Source organism: Solirubrobacter pauli, assembly GCF_003633755.1.
GTDB classification, from domain to species: domain Bacteria; phylum Actinomycetota; class Thermoleophilia; order Solirubrobacterales; family Solirubrobacteraceae; genus Solirubrobacter; species Solirubrobacter pauli.
The window spans coordinates 500,911-516,487 of the sequence record NZ_RBIL01000002.1 but is presented as its reverse complement, the minus strand read 5'-3'; the positions used below and the strand labels follow the sequence as shown (position 1 = coordinate 516,487).

At 72.5% G+C, this 15,577-nt stretch carries 12 protein-coding genes and 1 tRNA gene; 3 read left to right on the top strand and 10 right to left on the bottom strand.

Annotated elements, in window-relative coordinates:
- Positions 1-62: 62 nt before the first annotated feature.
- The 3 genes from C8N24_RS22325 to leuS form a co-directional block, all read right to left on the bottom strand.
- The gene (locus tag C8N24_RS22325; RefSeq protein WP_121254286.1) at positions 63-2,423 is read right to left on the bottom strand and encodes a ComEC/Rec2 family competence protein; all 2,361 of its coding nucleotides are present in this window, start codon (positions 2,421-2,423) and stop codon (positions 63-65) included.
- Between the two features lie 8 nt (positions 2,424-2,431).
- Positions 2,432-3,055: a helix-hairpin-helix domain-containing protein gene (locus C8N24_RS22320; protein WP_121254284.1), complete on the bottom strand. Its 624-nt coding sequence runs from the start codon at positions 3,053-3,055 to the stop codon at positions 2,432-2,434.
- Positions 3,056-3,142: 87 nt separating this feature from the next.
- A complete protein-coding gene (leuS, locus tag C8N24_RS22315; RefSeq protein WP_121254282.1) occupies positions 3,143-5,599 on the bottom strand; it encodes a leucine--tRNA ligase in 2,457 nt (818 codons plus the stop codon).
- A 78-nt stretch (positions 5,600-5,677) separates the two neighbouring features.
- Here leuS and C8N24_RS22310 point away from each other — a divergent pair.
- A tRNA-Ala gene (locus C8N24_RS22310) sits at positions 5,678-5,750 on the top strand.
- A 64-nt stretch (positions 5,751-5,814) separates the two neighbouring features.
- On the opposite strand, the gene rsfS is transcribed toward C8N24_RS22310, so the two are convergent.
- Genes rsfS through C8N24_RS22295 form a run of 3 tightly spaced genes read right to left on the bottom strand, consistent with a single transcriptional unit; the run spans position 5,815 to position 8,032 of the window.
- A complete protein-coding gene (gene rsfS, locus C8N24_RS22305; RefSeq protein WP_121254280.1) occupies positions 5,815-6,186 on the bottom strand; it encodes a ribosome silencing factor in 372 nt (123 codons plus the stop codon).
- Positions 6,183-6,776 (bottom strand): nicotinate-nucleotide adenylyltransferase, encoded by a 594-nt coding sequence (nadD, locus tag C8N24_RS22300; RefSeq protein WP_170179317.1) that lies wholly within the window; start codon positions 6,774-6,776, stop codon positions 6,183-6,185. Before nadD ends, rsfS begins: the two co-directional genes overlap by 4 nt.
- A complete protein-coding gene (locus tag C8N24_RS22295; protein WP_121254276.1) occupies positions 6,773-8,032 on the bottom strand; it encodes a glutamate-5-semialdehyde dehydrogenase in 1,260 nt (419 codons plus the stop codon). The genes nadD and C8N24_RS22295 overlap by 4 nt, the downstream gene beginning before the upstream one ends.
- A gap of 59 nt (positions 8,033-8,091) precedes the next feature.
- Here C8N24_RS22295 and guaD point away from each other — a divergent pair, with 59 nt between their 5' ends.
- Positions 8,092-9,396 (top strand): guanine deaminase, encoded by a 1,305-nt coding sequence (guaD, locus tag C8N24_RS22290; protein ID WP_121254274.1) that lies wholly within the window; start codon positions 8,092-8,094, stop codon positions 9,394-9,396.
- Here the strand turns inward: guaD and proB are convergent.
- On the bottom strand, positions 9,378-10,469 hold the full coding sequence (gene proB, locus C8N24_RS22285) for a glutamate 5-kinase (protein WP_121254271.1): 1,092 nt from the start codon (positions 10,467-10,469) through the stop codon (positions 9,378-9,380). The two genes, guaD and proB, sit on opposite strands and share 19 nt — an antisense overlap.
- Positions 10,470-10,473: 4 nt before the next feature.
- Positions 10,474-11,766: a GTPase ObgE gene (gene obgE, locus C8N24_RS22280; RefSeq protein ID WP_121254269.1), complete on the bottom strand. Its 1,293-nt coding sequence runs from the start codon at positions 11,764-11,766 to the stop codon at positions 10,474-10,476.
- 23 nt (positions 11,767-11,789) lie between these two features.
- On the opposite strand from obgE, the gene C8N24_RS22275 reads away from it, so the two are divergent.
- Entirely contained in the window at positions 11,790-12,464 is a 675-nt protein-coding gene (locus tag C8N24_RS22275; protein ID WP_121254267.1) for an SDR family oxidoreductase, read from the top strand.
- Here the strand turns inward: C8N24_RS22275 and lpdA are convergent.
- Together lpdA and aceF are read right to left on the bottom strand one after the other, a co-directional pair.
- On the bottom strand, positions 12,461-14,236 hold the full coding sequence (gene lpdA, locus C8N24_RS22270; protein WP_211340112.1) for a dihydrolipoyl dehydrogenase: 1,776 nt from the start codon (positions 14,234-14,236) through the stop codon (positions 12,461-12,463). The genes C8N24_RS22275 and lpdA overlap by 4 nt on opposite strands.
- Positions 14,236-15,576, bottom strand: a complete 1,341-nt coding sequence (aceF, locus tag C8N24_RS22265) for a dihydrolipoyllysine-residue acetyltransferase (protein ID WP_211340111.1) — start codon at positions 15,574-15,576, stop codon at positions 14,236-14,238. The genes lpdA and aceF overlap by 1 nt, the downstream gene beginning before the upstream one ends.
- Position 15,577: the final 1 nt, after the last annotated feature.

The following is a 15,577-nucleotide window of genomic DNA, read 5'->3' as shown; positions in this document are numbered from 1 at the left end:
TTCGTGACCAACCCGACGCGGGGCCCGCGTCTGTGCGTTCCTGGCCTGTCTGGGTCCGGACATCAGCGCTCCACCCACAGCCGTCCGTCGTCGGCGTGCAGGCGGACCGTCCCGTCCCGATCCGTCCGCACGACGGTCTTCACCGCGGCCGCGAGCGCCCGTGTCGTCGACGGCGCCGGATGGCCGTAGGTGTTCTCCTGCCCCACTTCGATCGCGGCGATCCTGGGTCGCAGGCGTTCGAGCAGGCTTGGCAGCCCGGGGTCGGCGCTGCCGTGGTGCGGGACCTTGAGCACGTCGACCGGGCTGAGGGCCAGCCCGCTGAGGACGGGCGACTCGGCGTCGGCGCTGAGGAACACCGAGACGCCCTCGGCCTCCAGGCGCATGACGAGCGCGTTGTCGTTCGGGTCGCCCGTCGCGCGCCAGCCGGCGGGCCGGCGCGGCGGCCACAGGACGCGGAAGCGGAGCCCGCCGAGCGTGATCGTCTCCCCCGCCGCGGGCGCGTGGACCGTGTGCCGGGCGAGCGCGCGCTGCACCCGCGAGCTCCAGCCCGCGCCGCCGTCGACGATCAGCCGTGGACGGTGCTCGGCGATCACCGCCGGGGCGGCGCCCTCGTGGTCGGTCTCCGCGTGCGTGAGCATCAGGGCGTCGAGCCGGTCGACGCCGGCCTTCCGCAGGCGCTCGAGGATCGGGCCGTCGGGCTTGCCGGTGTCCACGAGCACGGCGGTGCCGTCGAGCTCGATCAGCGTCGCGTCGCCCTGACCGATGTCCAGGAACGTGACGCGCAGGACGCCGGGCGGCGGCGGGGCCCCGCCCTGGCGCGTGAGCGCGGTCGCCGTGGCCGCGGCCGTCACCGCGACGACCAGGCCCGCGGCGGCCGGAACCACGCGCAGGCGCCGCCCTGGCGGGCGGCCGCTCCCGCGCCTGAGCGCGGCGGCGGCGAGCAGCGCCAGCGCCAGCGCCGCCCAGCCAGCCAGGACGAGCGGAGCGCTCGCATGGATCTCGACGACGGACAGCGGCGTGGACGCGGTCAAGCGCGCGACGTGCTGGACGTACACGAGCAGCGGGGCCGTGAGCAGCGCGAACGGCGTCGCGAGCGGCGCGGCGACCTGCGCGGCGGCGCACGCGATGACGCCGAGCCACATCACGGGCGCGATCGCCGGTGCCGCCAGCAGGTTCGCGGGCAAGGCGGCGAGCGAGATCGCCTCGAAGTGCAACGCCATCAGCGGCGCGGTGCCGATCGTCGCGGCGAGCGTGAGCGCCGTCGCCTCCGCCACCGGGTCCGGCAGGTGGCGCTTGAACGCCTCGCTCAGCGGCGTGAACCCCGCCAGCAGCGCCGCGACCGCGGCGAACGAGAGCTGCCAACCCGGCTCCTGCACCGTCCGCGGGTTCAGCGCCAGCGTCGCCGCGGCCGCCAGCAGCAGCGCGTACCAGCGCTGCGTCGGCCGTCCGGCGAGCGCCGCCACCAGCCCGGCGATGCCCATCACGCCCGCGCGCTGGATCGACGGTCCCGCGCCCGTGAGCGGCACGTACAGCGCGATCGCCAGCGCGGCGATCACGAGCCGCGTCCGGATCGGCAGCCCGAGCAGCGTCGCCGCCGCGATCACGAGGATGGCCAGCAGCATCACGTTCTGCCCGCTCACCGCCAGGATGTGCGCGAGCCCGGACCGCTGGAAGTCCTCCTTGACCTCGGGCGTGAGCCGCTCGTCCGCCCCGAGCACCATCCCGCGCAGCAGCGCGGACTCCGACGCGCCGAGCCGCTGCGTGAGGCCCGCCTCCGCGCGTCGCCGCACGCCGTCCAGGGCGCCCGCCACGCCACCGCGCCGCTCCCCCGTCGGCTCGACCCGGACGGCCTCGATCGCCGCGTGCGCGTTCCGCAGCCGCTGGTAGGCGTCCGCGAACCCGAGCGGCCCCACCTGCCCCGAGACCGCGACGATGTCCCCGACCGCCACGTCGAACACGCCCCTCCCCGCGTTCGCGGGCCGCGGCCACCTCCGTGAGCTGAGCACGGCCTGCTCGCCGCGGCCGGCCCCGTCCAGCACCCGGACCCGCGCGGCCGCGGGGCCGCTCGCGCGCTCACGCACCGGCTCGAGCACGACGACACGCGTGTTCACGACGCGCCCGTGCATGTCGGCGAGGACTCCGGCGTCCAGCGCGACGAGCCGAGCGTCGGCGAACGCCGCCCCGACCAGCACCGCCACGACGGCGGCGGGCGCGGGCCACGAGGCCCCGGCCACGACCGCCGCGGCGGCCGCCGCCAGGACCACCACCGCCGGCTGCGCCCGCCCGAGCAGCAGCCCGGCGACGAGCGCCGCGAGCACGACGTGCCGAGGATGCGCGCGCACGACCGCGAGCCCGTGCCGCCCACGCTCGCCGAGCGCCCGGGCGGCCCGCGCAGGCGCTCGCGTCTCGTCGCGCATGGTCATCGGCCCGCCTAGACCGTGACCTTCTCGCGGAGCGTCGCGAGGCGCTTCTCGCCGATGCCGGAGACCTGGTCGAGCTCGTCGACGGTCTTGAAGCCGTCGTGCTGCTCACGGTACTCGATGATCTTCTGGGCCGTGGCCGGGCCGACGCCGTCCAGCGTGTCCAGCTGCTCGAGCGTGGCGGTGTTGAGGTTGATCGGACCGGACGGCGCCGCGCCGGTCCCGCCGCCGCTGCCGGACGCCGGCGGAGCGGCCGCGGTGGCGGGCCGGCCGCGGGTCGGGACGAGGATCTGGCGACCGTCCTCGAGCTTGGCGGCCCGGTTGAGCGCCGTGAGGTCCGCTTTGCGGGTCGGGCCGCCGGCGCGCTCGAGCGCGTCCTCGACGCGGTCCGTGGTCGTCAGCTGGTAGACGCCGGGGCGCTTGACGGCACCGGAGACGTCCACGACCACGCGCGCGCCGCGCGCGGCGTCCGGCTCGGCGGTCGGCTCCCGCGCCGCCGCGATCGTGGCGACGGCGGGTGGCGGTGCGGCGTCGGCCGCCGGTCGCGAGCGGGTGAGGTACCAGGCGGACAGCAACGCCAGGACCACGCCCGCGGCGGCCCAGGCGGCCAGCCGGCGAGGGTCTCGTTCGGGCATGACCGCAAGCTATGGGCGCGTGCTGAACGGATCAGCACGCGCTTTGCGACTTAAGACGCGCGGAACTGTGAAAAAAGACGCGTGGCCCTAGCGGACCACGAAGTTCACGAGCTTGGATGGCACGACGATGACCTTCACGACCTGCTTGCCGTCGATATGAGCCAGCACGTTCGGACGCGAGCGGGCCAGCTCCTCCAGCTCTTCCTTCGTCGCGGTCGTCGAGGCCTCGACGCGGTCGCGCAGCTTGCCGTTGACCTGCACGACCACCTGGACGACGTCGCGTTCGAGCAGCGAGAGGTCGGCATCCGGCCACGGGGTCTCCCACACGCGGTCGCCCGTCAGGCGCTCGTACACGTCGGCCGCGGTGTGCGGCGCGAACGGGAACACGAGCGAGGCGGCCGTGGCGGTCGCGAAGTGCAGCGTCCCGGAGCTCACGTTGTCGCGACGGCGGTAGGCCTCGTTGACGAGCTCCATCACGGCGGAGATCGCCGTGTTGAAGGCGAAGCGGCCGGCCATGTCGTTGGTGACCTTGTCGATCGCCCAGTGGGCCTTGCGCATCAGCTCGAGGTCGTCGCCCTCGGGCACCTCGAGCGGGCCGAGCAGGGCCTGCTGGCCGGTCTGCTCGGCGACGTCGGTGCCCAGGCGCCACAGGCGCGCCAGGAAGCGGTGGACGCCCTCGACGCCCTCGTCGTTCCAGTCGGCGTCCTGGTCGGGCGGGCCGATGAAGAGGATGTACGAGCGGGCGGTGTCCGCGCCGTAGCGCTCGACGTACGGCGCCGGGCTGATCATGTTGCCCTTGGACTTGGACATCTTCGCGCCGTCGCGCGTGATCATGCCCTGCGTGAAGAGGGCCTTGAACGGCTCCTGCGCCTCCATCAGGCCGAGGTCGGCCAGCGCCTTCACGAAGAAGCGCGCGTACATCAGGTGCAGGATCGCGTGCTCGACGCCGCCGACGTACTGGTTGACCGGCGTCCAGCTGTCCAGGACCTTCTTGTCCCAGGCCGCCTCGTCGTTGTTGGCGTCGGTGTAGCGCAGGAAGTACCAGGACGAGTCGACGAATGTGTCCATCGTGTCCGTCTCGCGCCGGGCGGGGCCGCCGCACACGGGGCAGGTGGTGTTGACCCAGTCCTCGGCGGCCGCCAGCGGCGACTTGCCTTGCGGCGCGTAGTCCTGGATGTCCGGCAGCTCGACCGGCAGCTGGTCCTCGGGCACCGGGACCATGCCGTGCTCGGCGCAGTAGACGATCGGGATCGGGCAGCCCCAGTAACGCTGGCGGGACAGCAGCCAGTCGCGCAGGCGGTAGTTGATCGAGCGGTGGCCCTTGCCCTCGCGGTCCAGCCAGTCGACGATCCGCTCGAGCGCGTCGCGGTTGTGGATGCCGTCGAACTCGGGCGCCGAGTTGATCAGCGGGCCGTCGCCCGAGTAGGGCAGCTCGGCGTCGGGGCCGCCGTCAACGACCTGCCGGATCTCCAGCCCGAACTCCGTCGCGAAGTCGAAGTCGCGCTCGTCGTGGCCCGGGACGGCCATGATCGCGCCGGTGCCGTACTCCATCAGCACGTAGTCGGCGACGTACATCGGGATCTTCTCGCCGTTGACCGGGTTGATGACGCTGCGGCCCAGCGGCACGCCGGTCTTCTTGCGGTCGGTGTCCGCACGCTCCTCGCGGCTCTCGGTGAGGACCGTGTTGACGTACTCGCGGACCGCCGCCTCGTGCTCGGTGCCGGCGGCCAGGCGAAGCACGTCGGGGTGCTCGGGCGCCATCACGAAGAACGTCGCGCCGAACAGCGTGTCCGGGCGGGTGGTGAAGACGGAGTAGTCGCGACCCGTCTCGGCCTCGGAGAACGTGACCTCCGCGCCCTCGGACCGACCGATCCAGTTGCGCTGCATCGTGACCACGTTCTGCGGCCAGTCGATCGTCTCCAGATCGTCCAGCAGGCGGTCGGCGTAGTCGGTGATGCGGAAGAACCACTGCTCGAGCTGGCGCAGCTCGACGGCGGTGCCACAGCGCTCGCAGTGCCCGTCGATGACCTGCTCGTTGGCGAGCACGGTCGCGTCCTTCGGGCACCAGTTGACCGCGGCCTCCTTGCGGTAGGCCAGCCCGCGCTCGAACAGCTGCAGGAAGATCCACTGCGTCCAGCGGTAGTACCGCGGCTCGTGCGTGCCGAACTCGCGCGACCAGTCGATCGAGATGCCCCAGGAGCGGAACTGCCGCTGGAAGGACGCGATCGACTCCTCGGTCGCCACCCGCGGGTGCTTGCCGGTCTTGATCGCGTTGTTCTCCGCGGGCAGGCCGAACGCGTCGTAACCCATCGGGTGCAGCACCCGCATGCCGTTGCGGCGGCGGAAGTGCGCCACCGCGTCACCGACGCTGTAGTTCTTCAGGTGCCCCATGTGAGGCTCGCCCGACGGATACGGAAGCATCTCGAGCACGTACGAGCGCGGCGCGCCATCGACGTCGTTGGAGACTTCCCAGGTGCGCTCCCGCTCCCAGATCTCCTGCCACTTGCGTTCGATCTCGTGCGGCTCGTAACGGTGCTCGGCCATGAGGCGCGGAGGTTAGCGCCCGGACCGACCCACATCCCCGATGCGGGGTCGCTAAACTGCTCCTCGCACCAGCTGCTTGGGGCTATAGCTCAGCTGGGAGAGCGCGTGACTGGCAGTCACGAGGTCGCCGGTTCGATCCCGGCTAGCTCCACTAAGTGAAAGGGCCGCCCACCGGGCGGCCCTTTCTCGTTCCTGGGTTCGAGCCGCCCCGCGCGCTACTCGATCTCGCGCTTCGGGGCTTCGCCCCAGAGCTGCTCGAGGCGGTAGTACTCGCGCGCCTCGGCGGTGAAGATGTGCACGATCACGTCCAGGTAGTCCATGAGGATCCAGCGGGACTCGCTCACGCCCTCGACGCGCCGCGGGAGCAGGCCGTGGTCCTTCTTCATGTTCTCGTGGATGCGGTCGTGGATCGCCTTGACCTGGCGGTCGGACCCGCCGGTGGCGACGACGAAGTAGTCGGTGTAGCCGAGGACGCCGCGGAGGTCGAGCTCGACGATGTCCTGGGCCTTGACGTCCGACGCGTAGTTCGCGACGAGGTCGGCGAGCTGGGCCGGCTCGATCGGCGCGGAGGCGCGGGGAGCGGTCATGCGTAAAACCCTTCGGCGGCGATGTACTCGGCCACGGTGTCGGGCACGAGGTAACGGATCGGACGGCCTTCCGCCACGCGGCGGCGGATGGCCGAGGAGGAGATGTCGAGACGAGGCATGTCGAAGAAGCGGATCTGGTCTGCGCCGGCGAGGCCGGCGAGGTGCTCGGTGATGTCGGCGCGGCGGATGCCCTCGCGTTCGGCGACGCCGAGCGTCGCCAGGGAGAGGACCGCCTCGGGCTCGTGCCACGTGGGCAGCGAGTAGGCCATGTCGCCTCCCATGATGAACGTCAGCTCGTCCGCCGGGCTCGACTCATGCAGCCGTCTGAGGGTATCGAGCGTGTAGGACCGACCGGGGACGTCCGCGTCGACGCGGGAGACCCAGAAGCGCGAGTCGCCCTGCACGGCGCGCCGGGTGAGCTCCACCCGCGCCTCCACGCCCGGGTCGCCGTGGATCTCCTTGTGCGGCGGCTGGTTGACCGGGATGAACGCGACCTCGTCGAGCCCGAGCTGGTCGCACGCCTCCGCCGCGCAGACGAGATGGCCGATGTGCGGCGGGTTGAAGGTCCCGCCGAGCAGCCCGAGCCTCAAGCGCGCACGTGCCCGTCGCCCTCGACCAGGTAGCGCGTCGAGCACAGCTCGCGCAGGCCGATCGGCCCGCGGGCGTGGAGCTTCTGGGTCGAGTTGCCGATCTCGGCGCCCATCCCGAACTCCCCGCCGTCCGTGAAGCGCGTGGAGGCGTTGACGTAGATGCAGGCGCTGTCGATCCCGAGCTGGAACGCGCGGGCGGCGGAGCGGTCGTTGGTGATGATCGCCTCCGAGTGCCCGGAGCCGTACCGGTTGACGTGGTCGATCGCCTCGTCCACCGAGTCCACGACGCGCACGGCCAGGATCAGCGCGAGGAACTCCTCGCCCCAGTCGGACTCGGACGCGGCGCTGACGCTCGGGTCGATCGCCCGCACGCGCTCGTCGCCGCGCAGCTCGACGCCCTCGGCCCGCAGCGCGGCGATCGCACCCGGGAGGAACTGCGCCGCCACCGCGGAGTGGACGAGCAGCGTCTCGGCCGAGTTGCACGTGCCGGGCCGCTGGACCTTCGCGTTGACGATGATCCGCTCGGCCGCGGCCAGGTCGGCCGACTCGTCCACGTACACGTGGCAGTTGCCCGCCGCCGCGTAGATCACAGGCACCTTCGCGACGGCGCTGATGGCCTTCTTCAGGCCCTCGCCCCCACGCGGGATGATCAGGTCGACGACGCCCTCGAGCTGGGCCAGCTCGGTGAGCGCGGCCCGGTCGCCGCCCACGAGGCCGATCGCGCCGGCCGGCAGGTCGCTCGCGGCCTCGGTCGCGATCCGCGCGAGCACCTCGTTGGAGTGCGCGGCGCTCGACGACCCGCGCAGCAGCACCGCGTTGCCCGACTTCAGCGCCAGCGCGGCCGCGTCGATGGTCACGTTCGGCCGCGCCTCGTAGACCACGGCCACGACGCCGAGCGGGACTCGAACCTTGCGCACCTCGAGCCCGTTGGGCAGGCGCCCGCCGTCCACGACCTCGCCGACGGGATCGGGCAGGGCCGCGATCGCGCGCGTGCCGGCGGCGATCGCGCGCACGCGCTCGTCCGTCAGCGCCAGGCGGTCCATCAGGGCATCCGAGAGGCCGTTCTCGCGCCCGGCGTCCAGGTCGCGCCCGTTCGCCTCCAGGATCTCCGGGATCCGGGCCTCGAGGGCGTCGGCGATCGCGAGCAGCGCCGCGTCCTTGGTCGCCGACGGTACCGCCGCGAGCTTGCGCGCCGCCGCCTTGGCGGCAAGGGCGAGATCGGTGACGGAGGTCGGAGTGACGGTCGCGGCGGCCATGCACGAAGTGTAAGGGGCACACGGGCCGGCCGACCGGGCCGCGCGTCTAGTCTGCGCGGGTGGCCGCCACCACGATCATCCGGGCGCGGATCGCGCACACGCCGCGCGATCCCTTCACCAGCGACGGTGCGCTGGAGACGTTCGACGACGGCGCGGTCGCCTTCGCGGACGGGACGATCCTCGCCACCGGCCCGGCGACCGAGGTGCTGAGGCAGCACCCCGACGCCGACGTGCTCGACCGGCGGGACTGCGTCCTGATCCCCGGCATGGTCGACACGCACGTGCACTACCCGCAGATCCCGGTGATCGGGGCGATGGGGTTGGAGCTGCTCGAGTGGCTCGCGCTGCGGACGCTCCCCGAGGAGGCCAAGATGGCGGACCTCGGCCACGCGACCAAGGCGGCCGAGCGGTTCGTGCGGCTGCTCGCGCGCAACGGGACGACGTCCGCGCTGGTGTTCGGCAGCCACTTCCCCGCCGCCCAGCACGCGCTCTTCGAGGCCGCCGACGCGGCGGGGCTCCGGATCGCCTCCGGCCTCGTGACCTCCGACCGCAACCTGCGCCCGGAGCTGGAGGTCTCGCCGGAGACCGCCTACGAGGCCGGCAAGGCGCTCGCGACGCGCTGGCACGGCCACGGCCGGCTGCGGTACGCCGTCACCCCGCGCTTCTCCGTATCCGCCACCGAGGCGATGCTCGGCGTGTCCAAGACCCTGCTCGACGAGACGCCCGGCGCGCTGTTCACCAGCCACGTGAACGAGAGCGTCGGCGAGATCGACTTCGTCAAGGAGCTGTTCCCGCACGCGCGCGACTACGTCGCCACGTACGAGGACGCCGGCCTGCTGACGTCGCGCTCGGTGCTCGCCCACAACGTCCACGTGTCCGACGACGAGCTGCACCGCCTCGCGGACGCCCACACGGCCGTCGCGCACTGCCCGTCCTCCAACGCGTTCCTCAGCAGCGGGATCTTCCCCATGGCCCGCCACGTCGAGCACGGGGTCCGCTTCGGGATGGGCACGGACGTCGGCGCGGGCACCGGCCTGTCGATGCTCAAGGAGGGCCTGGTCGCCTACCACGTGCAGATGGTCCGCGAAGAGGGCCACATGCTTGGTCCCGCGCACCTGCTGTACCTGGCGACGCTCGCCGGGGCGCGCGCCATCGGCCTCGACGACGAGACCGGGGACCTCACCCCCGGCAAGGCCGCCGACCTCGTCCTGCTCAAGCCGCCGCCCGGCGGCACGCTGGAAGCCGTGCTCGAAGAGGCACCGGATTGGAACGCCGCGCTCGGAGCGATCTTCACGCTCGCCCGTGAGGAGTGCGTCGAGGAGACGCGCGTGGCGGGTGAGCCGGTCTACACCAGCACGAAGTAGTCGCGGTGCACGGCTTCCTCGGTCGCCCGGGGCAGCACCTCGCGCACGGCGCCCGACTTGAGCCCCATCACGCGCCGCAGCTCGGCCGCGGAGTAGTTCGAGATGCCCTTGCCGACCGCGCTGCCGTCGGCGACGACCTCGACGGCGTCGCCCGCCTCGAACGCGCCTTCCACGCCGACGATCCCGACCGGGAGCAGTGACGTCCCGCCGTCGCGCAGCGCCCGCGCCGCGCCCGCGTCGACCACGACGGACCCCAGCGACGGCTTCGCGTAGCGCAGCCAGAGCTTGAAGGACGGCTGGCGCACCGGGTGCGGCGCGAAGCGCGTCCCGACCGGCTCCCCCGCCCAGGCACGCGCGAGCACACCGGGCTCGAACCCGGAGCCGATCACGGTCGGGATGCCGGCGGCGGTCGCCATCTCGGCGGCCGCGACCTTCGAGCGCATCCCGCCGGAGCCCAGCGCGGACGTCTCGGCGGAGATGCTCAGCGCCGCCAGCTCCGCCGGATCGTCGACCGTCTCCACCAGCCGCGCGGCGGGGTCCGAGCGCGGGTCCGCGGTGAACAGGCCGGCGGTCGACGTCAGCAGCAGCAGCAGTGACGCGTCGACGAGCACCGCCACCTGCGCGGCGAGGAAGTCGTTGTCGCCGAACGAGATCTCGTCCGTGGTCGTCGTGTCGTTCTCGTTGATGACCGGGACGATCCGCCAGTCGACGAGCGTGCGCAGCGTGCGGCGCGCGTTCAGGTAGTGCGTGCGCGCGCTCATGTCGAAGAACGTCAGCAGCACCTGCGCCGACTGGATGCCGCGCTCGCGCAGATGCTCGTCGTAGGTGCGGTAGAGCCGCCCCTGGCCGACCGCGGACGCCGCCTGCAGCTCCTCGACCGCCCGCGGGCGCCCGCCGAGCCCGAGCAGGTGGATGCCGCGCGCGATCGCCCCGCTGGTGACCACGACCACGTCGACGCCGGCCGCGTGCAGCGCCGCGACCTCCTCGCAGATCCGCGCGACCACGGACAGCCGCAGCGCGCCGCTGTCCTCCGCGACGATCGACGACCCGAGCTTGACGACCGCGACCGGCACGCGCTCAGCCGGTGGGGTCGAGCTCGAACACGGTGCCGAGGATCTCGACGTCGTCCCCCGGCTGGAAGCCCGCCCGCTCGAGCGCGCTGATCACGCCCATGCGGTGCAGCCGCCGCTCGACGTACGCCTGCGCCTCCTCGTTCTCGAGGTCCCAGCGCATGAACAGCCGCTCGACCGCCTCCCCGGTGACGATCCACTCGCCCGCCGGCCCGCGCGTGATGTCGAACGACGGACGGCCCTTGACCGGCCGGAAGACCGCGAACTCGGCGACGTCGTCCTCGCCCGCGGCGGCGCCCTCGGGCTCCGGCGGCGCGACCGGCACGCGCTCGAGCAGCTCGCCGCGCAGCTCGGAGAGGCCGATCGCCGTCGCGCTGGACGTGACGATCACCGGGAACGCGACCCGCTCGCGCCACTCCGCGGCGGCTTCCTCGGCCACCTCCGGCGTGACGAGGTCGGCCTTCGAGAGGGCCATGATCCGCGGCAGCGACGCGAGCCGCGGGTCGTGCTCGGCCAGCTCGCGCTCGATCACCTCGAAGTTCTGCACCGGGGCCGAGCCGTCCAGCGGCGCGAGGTCGAGCACGTGGACGAGCAGCCGCGTGCGCTCGACGTGCGCGAGGAAGTCGTGGCCGAGGCCCGCGCCCTCGGAGGCGCCCTCGATCAACCCGGGGATGTCGGCGATGACCAGCTGGCGGTCGTCGGCGTCGATCGTCCCGAGCACGGGGACGAGCGTCGTGAACGGGTAGGCGGCGACCTTCGGCTGCGCGCGGGTCATCGTCGCCAGCAGCGAGGACTTGCCCGCGTTGGGCAGCCCCACGAGGCCGACGTCGGCGAGGAGCTTGAGGTGCAGCTCGACGATGCCCTCCTCCCCCGGCAGCCCGCGCTCGGCGAGCCGCGGCGCCTGGCGCGTCGCGGTCGCGAAGTTCTTGTTGCCGCGGCCGCCCGGACCGCCACGGGCCAGCGTGACCTCCTGGCCGGGCCGGACGAGGTCGAACGTGCGGCCGTCCCAGCGCTCCACCTGGGTGCCGGGCGGGACGGGCACGACCAGCCGCTCGCCGTCGGCGCCGTGCATCAGCTTGCCCAGGCCGTGGCCGCCGCGGTCGGCCTTGTAGCGCCCGCGGCGCCGGAACGACTGCAGGTCGCGCAGCGAGTCGTCGCAGCGCAGGACCACGTCGCCGCCGCGCCCGCCGTCCCCGCCGTCGGGCCCGCCCTTGGGCACCCGCGACTCGCGGCGGAACGACATCGACCCGTCGCCGCCGCGTCCGGCCTCGACTTCTATCCGTGCACGATCAGCGAGCATTGGTCCGGGTAACGATAGGAACCATGGACGATCGCGTGTTCCTGATCGCCGGCGCTTCCACTGGGATCGGCGCCGCCACCGCCCGCCAGGCCGCCGAGGCCGGCTATCGCGTCGTGCTCGCCGCGCGCTCGGTCGACAAGCTCGAGACGCTCGCGGACGAGACCGGCGGACTGGTCGTGCAGACCGACGTCGGCGACTACGCGCAGGTCGAGGCGCTGGCCCGGCGCACGCTCGAGCAGCTCGGCCGCATCGACGTCGTGTTCGCCAACGCCGGCGTCGGCCACCCGCGCGGGTTCGAGGCGGGTGACCCCGAGGACGCCAAGCAGATGGTCATCACGAACGTCTTCGGGATCTACGCGACGATCCGGGCCACGGCCGCGGCCTTGCGCGAGTCCAAGGGCCACCTCGTGATCACCAGCAGCATCGCCGGCCGCCGCGCGCTCAAGGGGTCGCTCTACTCCGCCACCAAGTTCGCCGTCACGGGCATGGCGGAGGCCGCCCGCCAGGACTTCAACGGCACCGGCGTGCGCACCACCCTCATCTCCCCCGGCATGGTCGAGACGCCGGGCTTCTCCCACGAGCTGCAGGACGTGCTGACCGCCGACGACATCGCCCGCGCGGTGATGTTCGCGGTCGCGCAGCCGCCGCACGTGGACCTCAACGAGATCCTCGTGCGGCCGACTGCGCAGGAGTCCTAGGGATTCCGCTTGCGCTTGGGCATCAGGTCCGTGATCGTGCCCTCCGCCATCTCGGCGGAGAAGCCCACGGTCTCCGACAGCGTCGGGTGCGGGTGGATCGTCAGGCCGATGTCCTCGGCGTCGAGGCCCGCCTCGATGGCGAGGACGGTCTCGGCGAGCAGCTCGCCCGCGTTGACGCCGACGATCCCGGCGCCCAGGACGCGATGCGTCTCGGGCTCGACGATCAGCTTCGTCAGGCCGTCCGCCCGGCCGATCGACAGCGCGCGGCCCGACGCCACCCACGGGAAGGCGCCGACCTCGTACTCGATGCCGTCGGCCTTGGCCTGGGTCTCGGTCAGGCCCGTCCAGGCGACCTCCGGGTCCGTGTAGGCCACGGACGGGATCGAGCGGACGTCCCACGTGACGTCGTGGCCGGCGATCACCTCGGACGCGAGCACGCCCTCGTGCGTGGCCTTGTGGGCCAGCATCGGCTCGCCGCGCACGTCGCCGATCGAGAAGATGTGCGGCACGTTCGTGCGCATCTGCCCGTCGGAGGCGATGAAGCCGCGGTCGTCGACCGTGACGCCGGCGGCCTCGGCGCCGACCTTCTTGCCGTTCGGGCGCCGCCCGACGGCCACGAGGATCTTGTCGAAGGTCTCCACGTTGTCGCCGAACTTGACCTTCAGGCCGTCGTCGGTCGCCTCGACCGACTCGACGCCGGTCTTGAGGTGGATCGCCTCGTAGCGACCCTTGATGCGCTTCTCGAGCACGCGCACCAGGTCCTTGTCGGCGCCCGGGATGAGCTGGTCGAGCAGCTCGACGACCGTGACCTTCGAGCCCAGCGCGTCGTAGACGGTCGCCATCTCGAGGCCGATGATGCCGCCGCCGATGACGAGCAGCCGCTCCGGGACGTCCTGGATCTCGAGCGCGCCCGTGGAGTCGATGATGCGCTCGTCCTCGGGCAGGAACGGCAGCGACGCCGCTTCCGAGCCCGCCGCGATGATGCAGTGCTCGAAGCCGACGACGGTGTCGCCGACCTTGATCGAGTTCGGGCCGGTGAACTCGCCGAGGCCGTTGACGACCTGGACCTTGCGCTGCTTGGCGAGCTGCGCCAGGCCGCCCACGAGACGCCCGACGACGTCCTCCTTCCACGCGCGCACGTGGTCGAGGTCGACCGACGGCTTGCCGAAGGTGACGCCGAACTCCGACGTCTCCTCCGCCTCGGTCAGCACCTTGGCGATGTGCAGCAGGGCCTTGGACGGGATGCAGCCGACGTTCAGGCACACGCCGCCGAGCGTGTCGCCATCGTCGATCAACGCCACGCTCAGCCCCAGGTCGGCGGCGCGGAAGGCTGCCGTGTAGCCGCCCGGGCCGGCGCCGAGCACGGCCACCTGGACCTTGACGTCGGCGTCCTCCGGGATGCCCTGCGAGGTCGGCGCGTCGGTCGTCGGCGAGGCGGGCGACTCGGCCGGGCCGGTGCTGTCGCCGTATCCGGAAGCCGGCGCCTCGGGCTTCTCCTCGACGTTGCCACCCTCGGGCTCGGCCTCGGCGGGCGCACTCGCCTCCGCGGCCTCGAGCTGCAGGATCAGCGTGCCTTCGGCGACCTGGTCACCGACCGCGACCTCGACCGACGTCACCTTGCCCGCCGCCGGCGACGGCACTTCCATCGTCGCCTTGTCGGACTCGAGGACGATCAGCGGCGTCTCCTCTTCGACCTCGTCGCCGACGGCGACGAGGATCTCGATCACGGGGACGGCGTCGAAATCGCCGATGTCCGGGACTTTGACCTCCATCAGAGCAGGACCCTCCGCAGATCGGACAGCTGATTGACCAGGTGGGCGGTGAAGCGCGCGGCGAGCGCGCCGTCGATCACCCGGTGGTCGTAGGACAGCGACAGCGGCACCATCAGGCGCGGCACGAACTCGCTGCCGTTCCAGACGGGCTTCATCGCGGAGCGCGTGACGCCGAGGATCGCGACCTCGGGAGCGTTGACGATCGGGGTGAACGACGTGCCGCCGATGCCGCCCAGCGACGAGATCGTGAACGTCGCGCCCTGCATGTCACCGCCGGAGAGCTTGCCGGCGCGCGCCTTGCCCGACAGCTCCGTCAGGTCCTTGGCGATCTCGAGGATGCCCTTCTTGTCGGCGTCCTTGATGACCGGCACGACGAGGCCGTTGGGCGTGTCGGCGGCGAAGCCGATGTTGTAGTAGCGCTTGAGGACCAGGTCGTCGCCGTCCAGCGAGCTGTTGACGACCGGGTAGGCCTTCAGCGACGCCACGACGGCCTTCGCCAGGAGCGCCACCATCGTCACCTTCGCCTGGTCCTGCTCGGCGTTGGTGCGCTTGCGGAACGCCTCCAGCTCGGTGATGTCCGCCTCGTCGTTGTGCGTGACGTGCGGGATCATCACCCAGTTGCGGGCCAGGTTCGGGCCGCTGATCTTCTGGATGCGCGTGAGCGGATGGCGCTCGACCTCGCCGAAGCGCTCGAAGTTGACCTTCGGCCACGGCGCGAGGTTCAAGCCCTCGACGGCGGCGCCGGAGGACGGGGCGTCGGCGGCCGGCGCGGCCTGCGGCGCGTCCTTCGCCTTCTGCACGTCTTCCTTGGTGATGCGGCCCTTGCGGCCGGACCCCGTCACGGTCGACAGGTCGACGCCCAGCTCACGCGCGAGCCGGCGCACGCCCGGCGAGGCGTACGGCGGCGCCTCGCTGTGGCCGCCCTTCTGCTGCGGCGAGGACGGCTTGCCGGACGGCGTGCCCTCCACCTGCGGCGACGCGGGCGGCTCGGAGCTGTCGATCGGCTTGGGCTCCTCGACGTCGCCCGCGGCGGACGACTCCTCGGCCTTGACGTCCTGCTCGACGCTGCCCTCGGGGGCCGTCTCGGCCTCGGGCGCGTCCCCGCTCACCTCGAGCGAGAGGATCGCCGAGCCCTCCTTGACCTTGTCGCCGACGGCGACCGTGATCGCCGCGACCTTGCCCGCCGAGGGCGACGGCACCTCCATCGTCGCCTTGTCGGACTCGAGGACGACCAGCGGATCCTCGGCGGCGACCTCGTCGCCCACCGAGACCAGCACCTCGATCACCGGGACGTCGTCGAAGTCCCCGATGTCAGGGACGAGCACTTGTTCGCTAGCCACG